Below are 21,747 nucleotides of genomic sequence, written 5' to 3'. Positions count from 1 at the left end.
AGACTCTATGGCCTCCCTGGAAAGGCTGTTACCAATTCACCCTTTGGATTGGTAACAACAGACATTACCGACGTCGGTTGTCCTGTTGACCTGTCAACACCAATATCCCTATTCACGTCAAGGGTGCGAACAAAGTTTCCATTTGGCTGCACGGTCGCCTTTTGCTGCGTCGCCAAATCTATTAATGACTCTACATCCTCACCGTTGCTAAACTTACTTTTATCCGCATACTTCGATATGCTGTTAATTGTATGACGATCTACGGTATGCTTCAAACCTTTTGCAGTAATTTTTATTGATGGATTCAATAATAGAGGGGTTTCTTTTACGACTGCTTTTAGTCCATTTTCAACTAACGCTGCCCCTATTTTCTCCTCGGGTAGCGCCACACTCAGCGCAAGGCCCGCCACGCCTAGCCCAATTTTTCCCTTATCTTTTTCTTTTACTCCCTCGTATATCGATTGCAAGTCTCCGACCGGAGTAGCCGATACAATCGCTTTTCCTGTATTAACGGCGGCATCAACGCCCGCATGTCCAGATATGTCGGCCTGATTGCCGATGTAACCTCTGGCGGCAACAGCTCCAGGGCCTCCGCTGAAAATACCCCCTCCGCCAAATAGGCTTTCCCATCCGTGGCCATTCCGATCGCTTTTGTTGACCGGGTCATTCTGAGAATAGGCATACCGGTTGGTGCCAACACCTTCCTTGGTCGGATCCCAATCATCCGGCGAAATAAACCGCCCCAGCACCGGATCCATGTAGCGTGCATTGAGATACAGCAGTCCGGTCTCGGCATCGAAACGTTCGCCGACGTAGTTCTTCTGCGTCTGGAAGCCGGTGTTGAGGCTTTCGCCATAGGTGGCGTAGCTGGTGCCGTCGACGACGGTGCCCGACATGTCGGTGACCTGGCGCACGGAGGCCAGATGCTCGCGGTGCAGGAAGTATTTGGTCGTGCCGACGACCTTGATGTCGGGATGCGGATAGCGGGTATAAACCTCTGCTCCGGGTATCGCCGGATTGATCTCGACATTGGCGTCGGGATAGAGCGTCGTGGCGAAGCTCGATGACTTCCTGGCACGCGCCCCGTCCGGGCCGTAGGCGAGATTGACGGTGTTGGAGGCGCGCGTGACAGTCTTCAGCCGGTTGGCCTCGTCCCAGACCAGCGTGCGGCTGCCGTCCGATGTCAGATTGCCATTGGCATCATAGGCCATCGCGTTGGCGCCGACCGAGACCGGCGCATGCGGACGAGCTGCGCTCGCCGAAGGATAGACATAGGTACCAGCGACACGCGTGCGCGAAATCATGTTGTCGTTGGCGGCATAGGCGAAGGTTTCGTCGAGCGTGTTGTCGCCGAGATTGTCTGATGAGACCAGCCGGTCGGCATTGTCGTAGACATAATTCCAACTGCCTGGGGGAGCGGCCCCGACAATGTTGGTGATGCGGCCGAGAGCATCACGCGTGAATTGCCGGTCCATCAGCATGCTGGCGCCGAATGCGTTGGTGATGCGCGTCAGCCAGCGCCGTGTCGGCGAGTAGGTGAAGGACGTTTTTACGCCGTTGGCGTAGGTGATCTCCTTGGTCTGGCCGTCAGCCTCGTAGATGGTCGAGGTGATGAAGCCGGGAGCGGAATAGAGCCTGTTGCCGGCGGTGTACTGCAAGTGGTTGGTGTTCGAACCGAAGTCGAGCTGAACGGGGAAGTATTGGACATATACGTTCTGGCCGGAGCCGTCGTGGACGTTGAACGTGGTGTTGGTGATGCCCGCGATGGTGGCATCCTGACGGGCAACCTTGCCGAGACCGTCATAATTGTAGAGCTGGACGGCGGCGGCGTTTTCCGAGCGGGTCAGCTGGCCGATGTTGTAGTAGCCTGATGCCGCCTGGTCGTGGGTGTTCTGCGTCAGCGTCACCGGGCCGCCGCCCGGCGCGGTGGCCGTCTTCAGCGTCAGCCGGTCCATCTGGTCATAGCTGAGCGTGGTGACCGTGCCCCTGGCATCGGCCTGGCTGACCAGCCGGTTGGCGGCGTCGTACACATAGGTCCAGGTGCCGAGATCGGGATCGGACGCCGACAGCCTGTTGCCCAGCATGTCGTAGGTGTAGGTCCAGGTAGAGCCGCCGGGATCGGTGACGCCGATCAAGCGGCCGAGCAGATCGAAGGTGCGGATATCGGCAAGCTGAAGCCCCGCAAAGTCGCGAACGACACCCGCGATATCGCCGTGCGCAGACCACGCCGTTCTGGTCTGATGGCCAAGCTCGTCAGTCGTTGTCACGGCATTCAGCCGTGGAGTGGTGGCGGCAGCAGTGGCCAATTCGTTCAGATAGCTGCGCTGACTGGCATCCGGATTGACTGTCTTTGTCAGCCGGTCGGCCCAGTCATAGAAGTTGGTGGTCCACTGCGCGGCCTCGCCGACAAAGCGCGGGAAGGCAGTGCGCAGCACATTGCTTCGCCCATCGTAGTCAGTCTCGACGACGCGTCGTGCACCGGCCGCCGTCTCGCCGGGAGCCTCCACCCGATAAACCCGGCCAAGGCCGTCATAATAGGAGACGATAAAGTCCTCACCCGCGCCATTGGGCAGGGGAGTGTATTTGACCAGCGCTTGCGCCGCAGGATTGCCTTCGTTGAAGAACTGCGTCCTGACATAGGCACCCAGCACGTTCTGTGAGACCTGGTAGGGTCGGCAGAACGCATCGTAGGCGAAGGTCCTGACGATGCCGTTGGGGTCGGTCTTCGTCATTGGCAGGCCACACACCGCATTGTAGGCGGCGGTTGAGACGAAGCGCGTGTCGGCCGGTTGTCCGCCCGTTGCGAAATAGCGCGGCGCCCGCTCGGTTATCGGAAAGATGTGATAGGTCGTCCCGTAATCCCACTCGGTCCTGTTGCCGACACCGTCAATGGCCGCGGTCCTGTTGCCATAGGCGTCGTAGGCAAAATACTGATTCACCGTCTTGCCCGCGGTGACATCGCTGAAGGTCTGCACCCAGGTCAGGTTGCCCTTGGTCGGCACCGCCCAGACGTCGGTCGTGTTGCCGTCGTAATAATTGTGCCTGTAGCTGACATAGGGATCCGTGCCGGCAAGCCCGGCATGCGTGCGCTCGGCGATCAGCGCCGAGACGATGTAGGCCGAGGTGTTGGGCGAGAAGAAGCGCTCGGTCCAGGTCTCGTCGCCACCGACATCGGTGCGGCCATAGTCCTTGAGGCTGGTGACGTTGTTGTAGGCATCGAAGCCCCGCTCGACGCGCAAGTTGCGCGCGATGTTCTCGGTCAGCGTCGTGTCGGTCGCCATGTTCTGCACTGTGTAGGGTTTTGTCGCCGCATTGACCGCATAGGTCTCGGCCACCTGCTTGTGCACGGTCCCAGTGCCATCCTTCCACACTGTCAGCGCTGGCAGGCCGTAGCTTGCCAGATCCTGCCGATAGGTGGTCTCGATCTTTGAGGCTGCCGTCTCGCCATTGGCCAGCGGTTTTGTCTCGACGATCGAGGCAAAGCCCAGGAACTTGCGCGCCGCCGGGTCGTACTTGCCACCGGCATAGGTGTAGGTGGTCACCGCCGTCTGGCCGCGGCCATCAGCGACAGAGAGCTTTGACACCGCATGCACCAGTTGCGGCAGGTAGTTGTTCGTCCAGGTCGACGACGGCGTGTACTCGACCGCTACCGTCCCTCCCAGCTCCGTCGTGATCTGCTTCACCAGGTTCGGATTGCCGGTGCCGGCATTCGAGATGATCATGCTGGTATAGTTGGTGAAATCCGGCAGCCCATCGCCGTTGAAGTCGCCGATTACGTCCCCGACTGTTGGAATCGATGCTGGCCGCGGGAGATTGACCGCAGCGTAAGTCGTGGATGAGGAGGGTTGAAGAGAGTAAACTTTGATCAAACGTGTTTCACCCGGGCCCACAACAACGTTGTCGCTCAGCGTAAAAACATCCGTTTTTCCATCATTGTCAAAATCACCCAGAATTGCCTTGCCGCCAAGAATATTGGCCGTAGCTGTGAAGCTTTTAAAACCAACGCCGGTCGACAGATATACGGTGATCTCGTCGGCGCTTGATCTATACCTGGCAACGTCAGTGGCACCGTCGCCGTTGAGGTCCGCAAAGACGCAGGAGCCAGGATTCGAGACTGTGTCAAACTGGCAATTTATGTTGAAGGCAGTTCCGCCTGCTTGCCATTTGCCGCTGGAAAGGACGCCCTTTTTGAGGGTGGTACTCACAATGAACAAGGGTTGTTGCTTGCCATTGCCGAGAAAATCACCAACGCCCATGCTGGTGTCGGTGAATGTGGTGCGTTTCTCGAGAGTATCGATTCCGTCGCCATTCGTGTCAGCCGCGAATGACGGATTTGCGGGAAGAGTGGAAACATTGCTGTAGCTTGGCAAACTGCTGCACAGGGCCTCATAGCCCACAGGCGCTGGGCTGCATGCAACAGTTGTCATCGCGAGATTGGCGTCCGTCAGCACCAGCGAAGGGGTCGCTGAGTAAGTGTAAGTGCAAACCTCCCCATTATCACGCGTGCTATGACAGGAAGCTGTTTTCGTATTCTGATACTGGGCAAAATCCATCGCGTTCTTGGTCGCCAGGAAGCGTCCAGGACCCACGACGGTCAACACAGAGCTACCTTTCGGTGTAAGATCGGTGCCGAGTGATGACGTCGTTGTTGAAGTTGTACTGCCAAACAAACTTGCTACGTCAAAAGGCACACCATTGCTGCCGAATTTTATTATTCTTTTGTAGTGTTGTGTCTTCTTCGACGTCAATACTTCATGATCTCCGGTCGATCCTCCTCCTCCGTTGGTGGTTGTCGTCGTCGTCTCAGCATATTCGCAACAAAGTTCATCTCGGCCGTCGAAGTCGACATCGAGGTTTTCTTTTGGATTCGCGTAAGCTGGATTGTCACCAGATGTCGGGATGTGCTCGTAGATCGGCGTGTTGACGGTGGTGTAGTTCCAGCCGGCATCCTGATAGGCCATTTGTCCAAGCGATTTCGACGTCCCGCCGCCGATGGTGCCATCGGCGGCGATTGTTGCGTCGGTGCCGTAGCGGGTGACCTGGGTCAGCCGCGAGGCGTTGGAGAACGGTGCCTGGTCGTAGGTCAGCTTGTAGGCGCCGCGCACCGCGCCGCTAACGGTGATGCCAATCGTCTTGATGCGTTGGCTGGTCAGAGAGATGTCGCGGCCATTGCCCATCAGGATCAGGTCGGGACGGGTCTCGTAGTAGAATTTTACGATGGTGCCGTTGTAGCTGACGCTGTCGGGATAGCAGACCGGGCTGGCCGGACAGGTGTAGCTGTATGAAACGCTGTTGCCGTTGGTGTCGGCGACCGAGGTCAGCAGCCAGCGGTAGCTCATGGCAAGGTCATAGGCCGGCGTGCCGGCGGTTGGCGTCAAATTGGCAACGGCCGCCACCGAGCGGAACGTCGAGACGGTGCCGTCGCGATCGGTCACCTTCCACTCATTGGTGGTGCCGTTCAGGGCAATGCGGCGATAGCTCTCGTTCTCGGTCGCATGCGTGCCGCCGGTCGCACACGACGGCGAGACCATCCCGGCAACGCAGGCGATCATCGCCTGGCCGTCGAGCAGGTAGATGTCGTTGGCATCGTAGGCCGGCATGCCATAGCCCGGCGTGGCCCGTTCGATGACATCGAGACCGTCGAGCCCCCATGCATAGCCGAGCCAGCCCTGATAAAGGCCACCAAGCTTGCTCTTGCGGGATGAGTTATAGTTCAGCGCGATCTGCGGCTCGATGCCATGGAAGGCAGGCACATCGATGCCGATGGAATAACCGAGATTGCCGTTGCCCGAACTCTTCGGCAGATCCACCTTCGGCGTGCCAATGGCTTCTGGATCGCCGCTGGTCGTGGTCGTGGTCGCTAGCGTAGTTGCAGCGGCCGGCGCCTCGGCGGCGGCTTCCGTATCGGTCGTCTTGGCCGCCTTGCCGCTGCTCTTGGCATCCGCAGCCTTGGTATCTGTCGCCTTGGCATCCGCCGGCTTGGCGTCAACCTTGGCCGCCGCATCCGGGCTGTCGGTTGCCGCACTTGATGCTGCATCTCCCGCCGCCGGCGCCGCAGTGCCCGACGCTGGCGTGCCACCTGCCGGCTGTGCGCCTGATCCCAGCGCCGCGCCGCCATTGCCGAAGCCGGCAGCAGATGTTCCTGTAGCCGCGGAAGAGCCCCGGCTCTCCTGCGCGAACACTACTATCCCTGCACTTCCGCTAATATAAGAGACAGCAGAAATATCCGCACCCACAACACTCAAGGCAAGCACTGCGGCGCCAACAAGAAACCATTTCATGAGTCCCCCAAGCCAAGTTGCCTATCGGTACTCATCTTTCATTTTGGGAATACGACGCAAACTGTAATAGGATACTTATCAACAGAGTTATTTGTGGAACGACGCTGAGGACCCAACTCAACCAGTAGATCCCAATATGATGCGCGCCAGTTCCGATGGATTCTCCACCGCTGAAAAGTGCCCAGTGTTCTTAAGTGTGAACATGCGGGCGTTGGGAAGCAGTGCCCGGGTCCGCTCGCGCTCGTTGGGGCGCGACCAATCGCTGTCGCCATAGATGAGCGTCACGGGTGCAGAGACGAGCCGATACCAGTCCCGCGCCGCGGACCAGGATCGCCAGCCTGCGAGCACCTTGCGAGCGATGCGCTTGTATCCAGGGCGCTTCGCGACGCGGCCGAACTCGGCGAGAAGGTCGGAAGGAAGCTTGCGCGGATCGTGATATCCACCGCCCATGATCTTGCCGAGTACCATCTGGTTTTCCATCCAGGCATTGAATGGGCCTAGAACTGGGACTTGCAAACTTCCGATGATGAAATTCGCGAGCCAGTTGCCACGTCGGAGTCCATCTCCGTAACGGGTTTCGTAGTCATAGGGATTGCTGGCGAAGACGCGCTTGACCCGTTGCGGAATTGCCGCCGCGACCGTGAGAGCCAATGCACCGCCGATCGATTCGCCCACAAGCGTGACGTCGGTGAGGTTGAGCTTCTCGATGAAGCCGATGACGCCTTGCCTAAAATACGGCTCATCGAAGGGCGCTAGTGGGTCGATCGGCGAATGACCGTGTCCAGGGAGATCGATGGCATACACCGTATACGACTCGGCGAGCAGGGGTGCCAAACCGCGAAAGTACTCGAGCTGCGTGCGGATCGTATGCATAAGGACCAATGGTGGCCCATTGCCGGTCTTTTCATAACGCAGAGTAAGCGTGTCCGATATCTGCAGAAGGTTGGGTCTGGGCGAGGTCAGCATTTCAGCTCTCTTCTTTGTGTATGTCGGGAATGAGGACAAGGTGGTCTCAGTCAGGCCGCGCGCCGGCCAGTTTCGTCGTCCCAGCGCCGGAACAAGGCGCTGGCATTGACGCCTCCGAAGCCGAAGCCGTTGCAAATCGCGTAATCCATCGCCAATGGCCGGGCCTGGCTTGCGACGAAATCGATACCGTCACCGGCCGGATCGGGAGCGCTCAAATTGAGAGTGGGCGGGGCTACCTGGTCTCTGAGCGCCAGGATGGTGAAGATCGCGCCAAGCCCACCCGCGGCTCCGAGCAGATGCCCGGTCGCCGACTTCGTGCCGCTGACGGCGATATTGAAATCCCCGCCGAAGACGCTTTTGATTGCCGCCATCTCTCCGAGATCGCCCACCGGCGTGGAGGTCGCATGCGCATTGAGATGACGAACCTCATGCGGCGAGATGCCAGCCTGGGCGATTGCGATCTCCATGGCACGGCGCGCGCCATCGCCATCCTCGGGACCGGAAGTCACGTGGTGTGCATCCGCCGTCGTGCCATAGCCGACGAGCTCGGCGAGCGGCTTGGCGCCGCGCGCGAGCGCATGGTTCAAATCCTCGATCACCAGCACGCCGGCTCCTTCACCCATGACGAAACCGTCGCGTGACATGTCGAATGGACGAGAGGCTTGATCGGGACGGTGATTGAAGGAGGTCGAAAGAGAGCGTGCCGCCGCAAAACCACCAAGGCTGACGACATTCATGCATGCCTCGGTTCCGCCGCATACGGCGACGTCGGCTTCATTGGCGCGGATAAGGCGAGCCGCATCGCCGATCGCCTGGATGCCGGCCGCGCACGCCGTGACCGGCGCGCCGAGCGGGCCTTTGAAGCCATGGCGGATCGAGATGTGGCCCGCCGCTAGGTTCACCAGGAAGGATGGCACCGTGAAGGGGGAAAGACGGCGTACACCGCGCTGATCAACCGTTCGCACGGCTTCGGTTATCGCCGGGAAGCCGCCGACCCCCGAAGCGATGATCGTCGCCGTGCGCAAGCGGTCTGTCTGCGAGACGGGTGCCCATCTGGCCTGGGCCAGCGCCTCGTCCGCAGCCGCCAGTGCGAAAAGGATGAAGCGGTCCACCCGGCGCTGGTCCTTCGGAGCCAAGATCATCTCGGGATCGAACCCGGACTCGGGGTCCTCTTCCACGCAGGGGACCACGCCGCCGACCTTCGCCGGCAGGTCCCCCACCATGTCGTCCGGAAGCTTCCGGACCCCGGAGCGACCGGCCAGGAGACGCGACCACGACGCCTCGACATTGGCGGCCAGCGGCGTGACCGCTCCTACGCCCGTAACCACAATCCGTCGCATCCATTCTCCTATGGCTTGGGCGTCTCGGTCGTGCTGTGCATGCCGTTCAAGCCGCGACTGCTTTGCGCACTTGATCGGTTGCGGCATCGAGAAAGGCCTTGGCGAGGTCCGGATCGTTGACCGCGCGCGAGAGGACGACCGCACCGACCATCATCGAGAGAATGGCCTTGGCCTTGCCGCTGGGCTGCGCGCCGCCGGCCTCGCCGACCCATGGTCCCAACATCTTGAGGTATTCCCTGATTCCGGATTCGAACGATGCTTTGACGTCGCTGCCCTGCCTGGCAGCATCCGAGCCGAGGGCAACAACCGGACAGCCGTCCATCTTTTCTTCGCGATGCCCCGTGCTGAGATAAAGGTCGATCACCGCGCCAAGCGGATCCTCCGGTTTCGCAGCGATAGCACCCGACCATCTGCTGGTCGCATGTTCCATCGCCCGGCTAGATGCCTGTGCCGCCAAGTCCTCCTTCGATTCAAACTGCTTGTAAAAAGCGCCTTGGGTCAGCCCGGCGCCCTTCATCAGATCCTTGAGGCCGATGCCGTCGAAGCCGTGCTCCCGAAAAAGCCGGCTGGCCACATCGATCACGGTTTGCCGGTTCTGCTCAGCCTGAACGCGACTTACGCGCATCATCATCTCCATATTTAGATTGCGTACAAAATCTATATCTCAGTTAGAGACCGAACGCAATCTATCAAGAGGAGATGCGGGACGGATGCTCGCCACGTGACCGGTGTGGCGGTTTGCCGCAGACCGAATATGTCGTCTTTTTAGATTGCGCACGAAATCTAAATGGTATAGAGTTCGACCACAATCTAACAAGGGGATACGAAGATGGTCCGCAGAATCTCGGGCGACGCAGGACACAGCATAGAGAATGAACGCAATCTATTTCGACGTGAGGCGATGGGCATGAAAAAGAGACCGGTTATTATGCTGGGTGCGATCCTGATCGCGGGGTCAGGGTTGATCGCGGTGTCAGCGGCGACGGCATTCGCCACATTTGCCAGTTCCGCGCAGGAAGCTTCCGCCGCGACCGACCCGAGGCAGGAGCCGCCCGTCGTCAGACTGGCGACGGCAGCGCAGGTGAGCGGTTCCGAGCGCAGCTTCACGGGCATCATAGGGGCAAGGGTGGAGAGCAATCTCGGCTTCCGCGTTCCCGGCAAGATTATCGAACGGCTCGTGAATGTCGGTCAGCAGGTAAAAGCCGGTCAGCCGTTGATGCGGATCGACGACACCGACCTTCGTCTCGCGCTCACTGCAAAGCATAATGCCGTTGTCGCCGCGCGTGCGATCGTCGCCCAGACCGAGCCGGATGAACGGCGATACGCCAATCTGCTGAAAGACGGATGGGTCCCCCGGCAGCGGTACGAGCAGGCGAAGGCCGCAATGGATACCGCCACGGCCCAGCTCGCCGCCGCCGAAGCGGAAGCGAAGGTCGCGGAGAATGAGGCGACCTATGCGGTCCTGGTCGCGGATGCCGATGGAACAGTGGTCGATACGCTTGGCGAGCCTGGTCAGGTCGCCTCTGCCGGCCAGGCGGTGGTTCGTGTCGCCCAGGCCGGCCCCCGCGAAGCTGTGGTCGCGCTTCCCGAAACGATCCGGCCGGCGATCGGCTCCGCGGCCGAGGCCAGCGTCTACGGGGGTGATGAGCAACGCCACGCGGCACATCTGCGACAATTGTCCAACTCCGCCGATGCCCAGACCCGCACCTATGAGGCCCGCTATGTGCTTGACGGTGAGGCAGCGGCAGCGCCGCTTGGCGCGACGGTGACCATTCGCCTTGCAACCCAGGCAAGTCAGCCGGAAGTCCAGGTGCCGCTTGGGGCAGTGCTCGACGACGGCAAGAAGACCGGCGTTTGGGTCTTGGACAACGGCACGTCGACCGTACACTTTCAACCGGTCAAGCTTGTTCGTGTGACCGGCGAATCCGCCGTGATCTCCGGATTGGGTTCCAGCGATCAGATTGTCTCGCTCGGCGCTCATCTTCTGCAGGAGGGCGCTCGCGTCAGGACTGCTTCCGAAAGCGGGAGCAACTGACAATGAACCTCAATCTTTCAGCGATCGCCGTTCGCGAACGCGCCGTCACCCTGTTCTTCATCCTCCTGCTCGTGGCGGCTGGCGCCTACGCGTTCCTTATGCTCGGGCGGGCGGAGGATCCTAACTTCACCATCAAGACCCTGACGGTCACGACGGCATGGCCGGGCGCGACGGCCCGCGAGATGCAGGACCTTGTCGCCGAGCCGTTGGAGAAGCGGCTTCAGGAGCTCACCTGGTACGATCGGGTCGAGACGACCACGCGGCCGGGATACGCCTATATGACGGTCACGCTGAAGGACAGCACGCCGCCATCCGCCGTGCAGGAAGAATTTTACCAGGCCCGCAAGAAGCTCGGGGACGAAGCCCGCAACCTGCCGCCCGGCGTCTACGGCCCCTTCGTCAACGACGAATATTCGGATGTGAGCTTCGCCCTTTATGCGCTGAAGGCAAAAGGCATGCCGATGCGTGAGCTGGCCAGGCAGGCCGAGACCATTCGCCAGGATCTTCTGCACGTGCCTGGCGTCAAGAAGATCAACATACTCGGTGAACGTCCGGAGCAGATATTCGTCGAGTTTTCCTATGCCAAGCTGGCAACCCTCGGCGTGTCCGCACAAGATATCGTTGCGGCCCTGCAAAGGCAGAACACCGTCACGCCGGCGGGCTCGATCGATACTCAGGGGCCGCAGGTCTTCATCAGGCTCAACGGCGCTTATGACGGTGTCCAGGCTATCGCCGACACGCCGATCGTTGCCGGGGGGCGGACGCTGAAGCTTTCCGACGTTGCCGAGGTCCGCCGCGGCTACGAGGACCCTCCCACCTATCTCATCCGACGTCAGGGCGAGCCCACCATCATGCTCGCGGCCGTTATGCAGGAGGGTTGGGACGGTCGCGCGCTCGGCAAGGCGCTGGAGGACAGGACGGCGGCCATCGCACGGACATTGCCGCTTGGGATAACGCTCGACAAGGTGTCCGACCAGGCCGTCAACATCACCTCGGCGGTCGACGAGTTCATGTTGAAGTTCGCGATGGCGCTCGGCGTCGTGCTGCTGATCAGCCTGCTCAGCATGGGCTGGCGCGTCGGCATCGTCGTGGCGGCCGCCGTCCCGCTGACGCTTGCCGCCGTGTTCCTCATCATGCTGGAGACCGGCCGGTTCTTCGATCGCATCACGCTCGGCGCCCTCATCCTGGCGCTCGGTCTTCTCGTGGACGACGCCATCATCGCCATCGAGGTGATGGTGGTGAAGATGGAAGAGGGCATGGATCGCATCAAGGCGGCGGCCTATGCCTGGAGCCATACCGCGGCGCCGATGCTGTCGGGAACGCTCGTGACGATCGCTGGGTTCCTGCCCGTGGGCTTCGCACGCTCGACGGCCGGCGAGTACGCCGGCAACATCTTCTGGGTCGTGGGGTTCGCCCTCATCGTCTCCTGGATCGTCGCCGTGGTCTTCACGCCCTACCTTGGCGTCAAGATGCTGCCCGCGATCAAACCGGTCGAAGGCGGCGTTCACGCCATATACGACACACCGAACTATCGGCGCCTACGGCGGCTCATCATCTTTGCCGTGCGCCACAAGTTCGTAACCTGCGGTGTCGTCGCCATCGTCTTCGCGCTTTCGGTTGTCGGCATGGGCAGCCTGAAACAGCAATTTTTCCCGACATCCGACCGCCCCGAAGTGCTGGTCGAGGTTCGCCTGCCGGAAGGCACCAGCATGGAGACCACGACCGCCACAGTGGAGAAGCTCGAGCACTGGCTGGACGGCCAGCCCGAAGCCAAGATCGTGACAAGCTACGTCGGTCAGGGCGCTCCGCGCTTTTTCTTCGCGATGGCGCCGGAACTGCCTGATCCCGCCTTTGCCAAGATCGTCGTGCTGACCCCGGACGCCGAGGCGCGCGAGGCGCTGAAGCACCGGCTCCGGGAGGCGGTATCGCAGGGGCTCGCGCCCGAGGCCAATGTGCGCGTCACGCAGCTCGTTTTCGGACCCTACACACCGTTTCCTGTCGAGTTCCGGGTCATCGGGCCTGATCCCGCGCAACTCTATAGCATCTCCGAGAAGGCCCTCGCTATCATGCGGGGCGTCCCGGACGTGCGACAGGCCAACCGCGACTGGGGCAACCGCACGCCCGTACTGCGCTTCATTCCTGACCAGGATCGGCTGAACCTCATCGGGCTGTCGCCGGCGGAGGTGGCCCAGCAGCTGCAGTTCCTGCTCACCGGCATTCCCGTCACGCAGGTCCGCGAGGACATTCGCAATGTCCCGATCGTGGCGCGCAGCGCTGGGGCTGAGCGGCTGGATCCGTCGCGGCTGGCGGATTTCTCACTGATGAGCCGGGATGGCCGCCAGATTCCACTCGACCAGATCGGTCATTCGGAGGTCCGCTTGGAAGAGCCGATCCTGAAGCGCCGCGATCGTCTGCCGGTCATCACGGTCCGCTCGGATATCAATGAGGCAACGCAGCCTCCAGAGGTTTCCAAGCAGATCATGACGGCCCTGCAGCCGCTGATCGCTTCCCTTCCGGCCGGCTATCGCATCGAAATGGGTGGATCAATCGAGGAGGCGACCAAGGCCAACACTGCTTTGGGCAAGATCTTCCCGGCCATGATCGCCGCCATGCTGATCGTCATCATGCTGCAGGTACGATCCTTCTCGACGATGTTCATGGTCGTGCTGACGGCACCGCTTGGGCTCGTCGGCGTCGTGCCGATGTTGCTCACCTTCAACCAGCCTTTCGGGTTCAACGCCATTCTGGGCCTCATAGGACTGGCCGGCATCCTGATGCGCAATACGCTGATCCTGACGGAACAGATCAAGGAGAACCGTGCTGCCGGTCTTGACGACTATCACGCCGTCATCGAGGCCACCGTGCAGCGCACGAGGCCCGTCATCCTGACCGCTCTCGCCGCCGTGCTGGCTTTCATCCCCCTTACGCACTCCGTGTTCTGGGGATCGATGGCCTACACACTGATCGGCGGCACGGCGGCCGGCACGGTGCTGATCCTGCTCTTCCTTCCCGCTCTTTATGCCGCCTGGTTCCGGATCAAGCCGACTGCGGATGAGGCCCATCAGGCTTCGACCGAAGAACCGGAATTGCAAACAGCGATGGCTGCCGAATAGGGCACTGTTGTCGGAAAAGACGGTTCAAGTTCTTGCCCGCTGGCTTTGCCTGAAACTTGCAAGCCCCCTGCACGATCTTACCGTCTGCCGATGACTGTCCACGCGAGCCGCGAAGAGCATCAGCACTGGAGACATCGATGGATCGCCCGGTTCGAAAGCCACCTGATCGAAACGAGGTGCGCCGGCGCATTCTGGAGGTGGCGGAGCAGCACTTTCGCCGCATCGGCTACCAAAAGACGTCGGTTGCCGATATCGCAGGGCGGAATCATGAATCGTTAACGCTCTGGTAACCAAGCGGGATTCTGTTGGCCGGGAAGGAGACCGGCCATGGACGCCAGCCGCTGAGCCGAGGGCCGTGTTGTTGGCACCATTCACGACTCCGCCAGCGCTAGTGCCCACAGAGACGTTGAACTCATTCCCGGGGGCGGCGCTATCTCCGGCATCCACACCAATAGAAGTAGAGTTGCCGACAGCTGTGGCGCCGGGACCGCAGGCAAAGGAGCCTGTGGAGCCGTCCACGGTCGCACCGCCACTGCCCTGTGGCTCGGCGCCTGTTGCGCTTACGCCGCAGACCGCCTGCGCCGCCGCCGCGCCCGTCAGCACCAGCAGGGCCATGACGGCAAGGCCTGCGAGCCCTATCCACCGACCGAACATGTGGCCTCCGCAGATTCGATCCGCTCCGAACGAAGATAAGCGGAGTGAGGATGATGCGACCAGTCGTCAAATGACGACTATTAGGCCAGCCGGCCGGGCGGATTGGGGTGCAATCTTCGATCTGTTGCCGGAACGCAACAAAATCTCTCTTCCCTTGAGAGGGGCGTGGAACTCGCGGATCAGTCGATCTCGTGCACTCGCGGCAAGGCCTTGATCCGGAGATCGGCCAGGCGCACTTTCATTGGCTGCGGTCGGCGTCGGATCCGCTAGGTACGTCAACCTGGTCGGGCTGACAATCGCCTTTTGCGCACGCTCCGGTTGGCTGCCCAATAGGATAGATCCTGGATTTCTCCTTGAGGCGGACGCGGCAATGAGGCTTCAGGCGGTCTACAAGCCAACGACTACCGCGAAGGAGTTAATCGACGCGGTTATCCATCCCAGCCAGTTCGTCCTCTTCGATCTCAGCCCTAAACCAGCTGGTATCGCTGGGATCGAAGGCGCCGGCAGGGGCGGTCCGGGCACCCCGCAAGCACAAGCTAACGTACGTTCGTCATCGCCCTATGGCGTTGTCGCGCAGGAAGGTTGCGCGAACTACTCGCGCACGGTTACCCCGCGGTGTCGCTGAAACCTTAGCGATGGAATCCATATCAACAGTGACAAGACCGCCTCCATCGATACGAACGGTGACTTTGCCATCCTCTTGAACAACGCGCGTCGCGAAACCACTAATTTCGACTTTCTGACCTACCTTGGCTTTCTGCGGCGTGTCGATGGCAAGCGGGAATTTATAGGTCGGCACGCTAACGCTTGAAACGCCGTCCTCCATCACGTTCAGGATGGCCGATAGCGTGATCTCATCTCCGATTTTCGGTTTTCGCTCCATTCAAATCGCTCATGATCGTGATCGTGACATGCACCTAAAACCCTGCTCACCTCGGCGAGTTCAGGGAGAACAGCGATTAATTAAGCGATTGCTAACTTTTATTCAAAGCCATTTGGCCAGATGGTCGTTCGCAAAGCCGCGGCCCGATTCGAAAGACGGCACCTAAGATGCCAGTGAGGGCGCCGCCCATCACGTCGGTGACATGGAACCAACAGGGAGCAATAGGGGAAAGGTCAGGGGGTTTCGGATGTTTCGGACGGTTCGTCTTGTCCTTTCTGATCAAGCACAGCAAGGAGTGCCCCAATGGCGCCAGGTAGGTGCGCCTCGACCTTCAAATCTAACACCTTGTGGAGGAAATGACGGGTCTCATCGGACGCAATCATGCGCCGAACAGCGTGCGCAGCCGACGTCTGCCCTGATTGATAATGCTCGGCCATGCTTGGAACTCTCCCACTCCAGAGCGCCAAACTCGTTCAGGACAGAATGGTTCCAATCAAGGGTCACCTCGGGCGCCCCTTCGCCTCAGATCAATGGCGTTCAACTCACCCCTGCTCAGTGTAGCTTCTCGAATGGTCATAGCACTTCCCTTCCACGGGATCCGGTGATTGCGCCATGGCCGCTTTCGCCTCAGCGGTTGGTTCAGCCAGCCTTACTTTGGTCAAAACGCTCGCAGCCATTAGGCGATCGAGGTTCGCTCTGGTGCGCTGAGCTATCGGCTGAATGTGTGCGGATATGAAAGGCGCGGCCAAGAAGTGATTGGCTTCACGGCGTGTCGCTTTGCGGCAGCCATCCGGGAGACGGCCGGGACTGCATCACGGCGATCAATTCGCTTCCGGCTAAGCGGAGGAAGGCGCATTCCTGAAACGCCGGCCAGCGGAGGACTGCGCTCTGTTGCGCCCGCCGGCCGCGTCGGGTGCAGTCTCGATGATCTCGCCCGCCACTACAGCGCGCACCCGCTCCAGCATCTTGGGAATATCCCGGGCAGGCAGCGGGCGGCTGAGCAGGAAGCCCTGCGCCTCCGTGCAGCCTTCTCGTCGGACGCGGTCGAGCTGCTCCACCGTCTCAACCCCTTCGGCGGTGGTCCGCATTCCGAGGCTGTTGCCTAGACCCGTGATGGCTCGGATGATGGCAACAGAACTGTCGATGCCCCCCACGTCCGTGATTAAGGATTGGTCGATCTTGATCTTGTCGAACGGGAACGAGCGCAGGTAGCTCAAGCTCGAATATCCGGTACCGAAATCGTCCATCGCGATGTGCACGCCCAGCATATGAATCTGCTGCAGCATCGCCAGCGTCGCCTGGGTGTTGGCCAGCAGCACCGTTTCGGTAATTTCAAGCTCGAGCTGGTTCGGGGGCAGTCCCGAGACATCGAGCGCCTCGACAATTGCCGAGAGCAGGCGCGAGTTGCGAAACTGCATGGGCGACAGATTGACGGCGACCTTGATGCCATCGGGCCAGCGTGCCGCATCCAGACAGGCTTGCTTGACCACCCATTCCCCGACCGGGACGATCAGGCCAATCTCCTCGGCCAGGGGAATGAACTCGGCTGGGGAGACAATGCCGCGTCTCGGGTGATGCCAGCGAAGCAGCGCCTCGAAGCAGCTAACCTCGCCACGGCCGATATTGAGGAGCGGTTGGTAGTAGATCTCGAATTGCCCGCGATCCAGCGCTTCGCGCAGATCGAGTTCGAGAAATCGCCGCGCCTGCATGCGGGCATCCATTTGCGACTCGAAGAACCTATACGTCCTGCGTCCCTCGGCCTTTGCCCGATAGAGCGCCATGTCGCCGTTCTTGAGCAACTGGTCGGTGTTCCTGCTGTCGTTGGGCGCAATCGATATGCCGACGCTGACGCTGATCACGACCCCATGACCGTCGACTACATAAGGCGCGCTGAGCGCATCGATGACCCGTTGCGCGAGGGCGGTTGCCTCGACCGGTTGACCTGCCTCCCTTTGAATGATCACGAACTCGTCGCCCCCAAGCCTGGCCACTGTGTCATCATCGCGGACCAGCCGCCTCAGCCTGGAGGCAACCTCCTTCAGAAGGGCGTCGCCGGCCGAATGCCCCAGCGTGTCGTTGACCATCTTGAAATGATCGAGATCAAGGCAAAGGAAGGCGACTTTGCCATCTCTGCGTCCCATCTCGGCGAGGGCTTCCTCGGCGCGTTCGCGGAACAATATGCGGTTTGGAAGGTCGGTAAGCCCGTCATGGCGTGCCATGTGAGAGATGCGGGCCTCGTTGCGGCGCAAGTCGGTCACGTCGTGATGGGTGGCGAGCCACCCGCCGCCCGGCAGTGGTTGGTGGATGAGGTCGATGGTCCGTCCATCATTGAACTCCACCAAGCTCTCCACGCGCTCAGCGCGGTCGATGGTCTCAGAGAGTTGTTGCAGATACTTTCCCGGGTCTTGGCCAACGTACAGCCCCGCCGAAATTCGGTACTGCATCAGATCGGCCCATTGCGTGCCTGGACGAGTCAGGGCCTCCGGTAGGTTGTAGAGATCAGCGTAACTCTGGTTGCAAAGAACCAGCTGTCGCCCGGCATCGAACATGCATAGGCCCACGGGCATGTTGGCGGCGGCGGCTGCTAGGTGCTGCCGTTCCTGTTCGGCCTCGCGGGCCAAGGCGTCACTGCGCTCCAGGCTGGCACGGTAGCCGGCAAACGCCGAGAACAATAGCCCAACCTCGTCGCGCCGATCGCTTTTCAGCGCAACGAGGGTTGAGCGGCGGTCGCCTTGCGTCAACCGGTGCATCGCCTCGCTCGCGGCGAGGATCGGCTTGCTGACATTGTGGTGAATCCAGGCGACAAGCCCGCCAAGACACGCGGCCGCAAAAACAATCGCTATCCAGGTCAGCCGCTGTGCGACGCTGTAGCTGCGATCGGCCATCGCTGCGACAGCAGTGCTGCGCTGGTTGGTGAGGGCCAGCAGGCCGTCCAGTCGCTGAGCCGCCTCGGCAACAATTGGAAGCGACACTGTCTCGAACTCTTTAAAGGCCCTCGATCGCTCTCCTGTTTCCAGGAGCGGGAAAATCGACGTCAGGGAATCTTCATAGGCCGTCCACAGATAGACAAACTGGTCGAACAGGTCCTGCTCGGCCAGCGATCCGGCACTCCTGCGGTAGGCTCGCCGACCTCGGAGTATCTCATCGCTCTCCTTCGCCATCTTGTCATTGATGCCGAGCAATTGTTGAGTATCGTCAGTGCGCATGCGCAGGGTCGCATAGAGCTGGTGTTCCGCCAGGTTGCGCTTCATCTCCTCCACGACCTGGACCTGCGGCAACCAAACCGCGGTGATCTCGCTTGTGACTTCGTTGAGAGATCGCAGCTGCGCGACTCCAAATAGCCCTACTGCCACAATGCACAGCAACGCCAAACCAAAGCCCAGCGAAAGCTTGGTCCTAACGCTAACGCCCTTCAGGTGGTTCATGTAAAACACTGGCACAATACGGCCAATCCCGCCCCACGTACGCCAATTCAACGAGAATTTAGGAGTGAATTCCTTTAATGTCGCACATGACGTATTAATTCGGGCTTAAGACGGTACTTTGTGCAATTTGCAGCCTCCTCTTAGGTGGCGGCGGGAAGACATGCCGGCGGCCGCAACTTCTCACGCTCGGCGTGGCACTGCGGCAGGCGAGTTTCGACGCGGGCATCACGCCGCCAACGTATCATCGCGCTTCGCTTTTTCTTTGGCACGGCCGGCGGCCGCGAGGACATGAAGCGGCATATGCAATTCCGTCAGCAACCGCGGAACTTGCCGGTGGTCTTGAGCATCGAGGAGGTTCCAACCTGCTGATGGCGGCCCCGGGCCCGGGGCAGAAGTATCGCGCGGCACTCAGCATCTCTTATTGGGTCGGGCTAAGGGCTTCAGAGAATGGATTCTTTGTCATCGGCTCTCCTCGCCCCTTGACTCCAATTCTCACGCCTATAAGACATATCTTATGAATAGTATGAAGAATAAGAAATCTTTCAGCACCGCGCGCACGTCAAGAGTCACGGTGGCGGTTTCCAGCGGCTCGACGGCGCTGCATGCGACTGTCGTCGAGCAGATCGGATTGCGCATCGTGCAGGGCGATTTCCTGCCCGGCGAGGCGCTGCCCAATGCCGACGATTCCAGCGAGATGCTAGGCGTCAGCCGCACGGTGCTGCGCGAGGCGATCAAGGTGCTGGCCGGCAAGGGGCTTGTCGAATCGCGGCCGAAGACCGGCACAAGGGTGCGTCCCCGTCCCGACTGGAATTTCCTCGATCCGGACGTTCTGTCATGGCGCTATGCCAGCGGCGTCAGTGCCGAGGACGTCCGGGCGCTGTTTGAGCTTCGGCGAGCCATCGAGCCGATGTCGGCCGCGCTTGCCGCGCAGCGGGCCACTCCCGCGCAGGTTGCCGAGATCAATGCCGCGCTGGCCGAAATGGAAGCCGTGGTCGAAGACGGCGACCGCTTCGCCAAACCTGATCTTTTGTTCCATCAGACCATTCTGCGCATGACCGGCAACGAGTTGATCGGCTCGCTGGCGGCCCTGGTCGAAACCGCATTGGTGATGAGCTTTCGCCTCTCCAACGACAATCCGGAAGGGCAGCGCCATTCTTTGCCGCTGCACCGGGAAGTGGCCGAAAAGATCGCATCCGGAGATGCAGCCGGCGCGCAAAATGCCCTGCTGGTGCTCATCGACAATGCCGAGGAAGACGTGCGCCGCAGCGTCGAGAACCGCAACAGGCGCCGCCAGGATCGGGAACAGACATCGTGACCGAGACCAAGCGCAAGCTGCGATCTGAGGCCTGGTTCGGCGGTGAGGGCAAGAACGCCTTCATGCACCGCAGCTGGATGAAGAACCAGGGCATCCCCGCCGACGCTTTTGACGGCCGCCCAGTGATCGGCATCTGCAACACCTGGTCGGAGCTGACCCCCTGCAATGCCCATCTCCGCGGCCTGGCAGATCACGTCAAGCGTGGGGTCTATGAAGCCGGCGGCCTGCCGCTGGAGTTCCCGGTGATGTCGCTTGGCGAGAGCAACATGCGCCCCACCGCCATGCTGTTTCGCAATCTGGTCAGTATGGATGTCGAGGAATCCATACGCGGCAATCCGATCGACGGCGTCATCCTGCTGGTCGGTTGCGACAAGACCACGCCCGCACTGCTGATGGGCGCTGCGTCGTGCAATCTTCCGACCATCGCTGTTTCTGGCGGACCGATGCTCAACGGCAAGTTCCGCGGACAGGATATCGGCTCGGGCACGCATGTCTGGAAATTCGCCGAGGAAGTGAAGGCCGGCCGAATGCCGGTTGCCGACTTCCTTGCCGCGGAGCAGGGCCAGAGCCGGTCGGCCGGCAGCTGCATGACGATGGGCACGGCTTCGACCATGGCCAGTATGGTGGAAGCGCTCGGCATCGGCATGGCGGACAACGCCGCGATCCCGGCGGTGGATTCGCGCCGTGGCGTGCTCGCCCAGATGGCCGGACGCCAGATCGTTGATCTGGTTCGCAGGGACGTGACTATCGCGCAGATCCTCACCAGGCAGGCGTTCGAGAACGCCATCCGCGTCAACGGCGCGATTGGCGGTTCGACCAACGCCGTGCTGCATCTGATCGCCATCGCCAACCGGATTGGTGTCGATCTCAGTCTCGATGACTGGGACCGCCTTGGTCGCGGCGTTCCGACCATTGTCGACCTGATGCCGTCGGGCCGGTTCCTAATGGAAGATTTCTACTACGCCGGGGGGCTAGCTGCGGTCATGGCGTCGCTTGATCAGGTGGGGCTTCTTAATCGCGACGCCATGACCGTCAGCACCAAGACCATCGGTGAATTGATCGACGGCGCGCCCAACTACAACAGCGAGGTGATCCGGCCGCTGAGCCAGCCGCTGACCAAGGAGGGCGGCATCTCCATTCTGCGCGGCAATCTGGCGCCCAATGGGGCGGTCATCAAGCCGTCTGCGGCAACGCCCGAGCTGATGCAGCATCGCGGCAAGGCGCTGGTGTTCGAAAACATCGAGCACTACTACGCGCGCATCGACGATCCGCAGCTGGACATCGACGCCTCCTCGGTGATGGTTCTCAAGAACTGCGGGCCGCGCGGCTATCCTGGAATGGCCGAGGTCGGCAATATGCCGCTGCCGGCGAAGCTGCTCAAGCTGGGCATCTCCGACATGGTGCGCATTTCGGACGCGCGCATGAGCGGCACCGCCTACGGCACCGTGGTTCTGCATGTGGCGCCGGAAGCCGCGGCCGGTGGCGCGCTTGCGCTGGTGCGCGACGGTGACCTCATCGAGCTCGATGTCGCCGGCCGCCGGCTGGAGCTCTTGGTATCGGATGACGAGCTGGCAATCCGCCGGCGTGACTGGAAGCCGCCGGCGCCGCCGGAAGGGGGCTACCAGAGCCTCTATGTCGAGCGCGTCCTACAAGCAGACAAGGGCTGCGATTTCGACTTTCTCGTCGGCCGGCGCGATGCCGGCATTCCTCGGCATTCGCACTAGAGAGGCGCGCG

The 21,747-nt window shown here is 60.9% G+C and carries 11 protein-coding genes and 1 pseudogene; 5 read left to right on the top strand and 7 right to left on the bottom strand.

Annotated elements, in window-relative coordinates; all coding sequences use genetic code 11:
* Window positions 1–5: 5 nt before the first annotated feature.
* The 4 genes from NKJ01_RS26530 to NKJ01_RS26515 form a co-directional block, all read right to left on the bottom strand.
* A complete protein-coding gene (locus NKJ01_RS26530) occupies window positions 6–6,281 on the bottom strand; it encodes an RHS repeat-associated core domain-containing protein (protein ID WP_352732493.1) in 6,276 nt (2,091 codons plus the stop codon).
* Between the two features lie 117 nt (window positions 6,282–6,398).
* The gene (locus NKJ01_RS26525; protein WP_352732490.1) at window positions 6,399–7,247 is read right to left on the bottom strand and encodes an alpha/beta fold hydrolase; all 849 of its coding nucleotides are present in this window, start codon (window positions 7,245–7,247) and stop codon (window positions 6,399–6,401) included.
* 50 nt (window positions 7,248–7,297) lie between these two features.
* Entirely contained in the window at window positions 7,298–8,587 is a 1,290-nt protein-coding gene (gene fabF / locus NKJ01_RS26520; RefSeq protein ID WP_352732487.1) for a beta-ketoacyl-ACP synthase II, read from the bottom strand.
* 46 nt (window positions 8,588–8,633) lie between these two features.
* On the bottom strand, window positions 8,634–9,212 hold the full coding sequence (locus tag NKJ01_RS26515) for a TetR/AcrR family transcriptional regulator (protein WP_352732484.1): 579 nt from the start codon (window positions 9,210–9,212) through the stop codon (window positions 8,634–8,636).
* A 282-nt stretch (window positions 9,213–9,494) separates the two neighbouring features.
* On the opposite strand from NKJ01_RS26515, the gene NKJ01_RS26510 reads away from it, so the two are divergent.
* The 3 genes and pseudogenes from NKJ01_RS26510 to NKJ01_RS26500 all read left to right on the top strand — a co-directional run.
* Window positions 9,495–10,622: an efflux RND transporter periplasmic adaptor subunit gene (locus NKJ01_RS26510; RefSeq protein ID WP_352732481.1), complete on the top strand. Its 1,128-nt coding sequence runs from the start codon at window positions 9,495–9,497 to the stop codon at window positions 10,620–10,622.
* A gap of 2 nt (window positions 10,623–10,624) precedes the next feature.
* The gene (locus NKJ01_RS26505; protein WP_352732478.1) at window positions 10,625–13,735 is read left to right on the top strand and encodes an efflux RND transporter permease subunit; all 3,111 of its coding nucleotides are present in this window, start codon (window positions 10,625–10,627) and stop codon (window positions 13,733–13,735) included.
* Window positions 13,736–13,872: 137 nt separating this feature from the next.
* A pseudogene (locus tag NKJ01_RS26500) lies at window positions 13,873–13,992 on the top strand (TetR/AcrR family transcriptional regulator); the annotation flags it as partial.
* 947 nt (window positions 13,993–14,939) lie between these two features.
* Here NKJ01_RS26500 and NKJ01_RS26495 read toward each other — a convergent pair.
* The 3 genes from NKJ01_RS26495 to NKJ01_RS26485 form a co-directional block, all read right to left on the bottom strand.
* On the bottom strand, window positions 14,940–15,272 hold the full coding sequence (locus NKJ01_RS26495; protein WP_352732475.1) for a hypothetical protein: 333 nt from the start codon (window positions 15,270–15,272) through the stop codon (window positions 14,940–14,942).
* A gap of 233 nt (window positions 15,273–15,505) precedes the next feature.
* Complete coding sequence (locus tag NKJ01_RS26490) at window positions 15,506–15,709, bottom strand: hypothetical protein (RefSeq protein WP_352732472.1); 204 nt, start codon at window positions 15,707–15,709, stop codon at window positions 15,506–15,508.
* A 399-nt stretch (window positions 15,710–16,108) separates the two neighbouring features.
* Complete coding sequence (locus NKJ01_RS26485) at window positions 16,109–18,697, bottom strand: EAL domain-containing protein (protein WP_352732469.1); 2,589 nt, start codon at window positions 18,695–18,697, stop codon at window positions 16,109–16,111.
* Window positions 18,698–19,268: 571 nt separating this feature from the next.
* Here NKJ01_RS26485 and NKJ01_RS26480 point away from each other — a divergent pair.
* Window positions 19,269–20,012, top strand: coding sequence for a FadR/GntR family transcriptional regulator (locus NKJ01_RS26480; protein ID WP_352732466.1), 744 nt, complete (start codon window positions 19,269–19,271; stop codon window positions 20,010–20,012).
* The gene (locus NKJ01_RS26475) at window positions 20,009–21,736 is read left to right on the top strand and encodes an IlvD/Edd family dehydratase (RefSeq protein ID WP_352732463.1); all 1,728 of its coding nucleotides are present in this window, start codon (window positions 20,009–20,011) and stop codon (window positions 21,734–21,736) included. Before NKJ01_RS26480 ends, NKJ01_RS26475 begins: the two co-directional genes overlap by 4 nt.
* The last annotated feature ends 11 nt before the right edge of the window (window positions 21,737–21,747 follow it).

Origin of the sequence: Mesorhizobium sp. M0276 (assembly GCF_040321755.1) — a bacterium.
GTDB lineage: Bacteria > Pseudomonadota > Alphaproteobacteria > Rhizobiales > Rhizobiaceae > Mesorhizobium.
The sequence above is the reverse complement of the archived record's forward strand: the minus strand, read 5'-3'. Positions and strand labels throughout refer to the sequence as shown.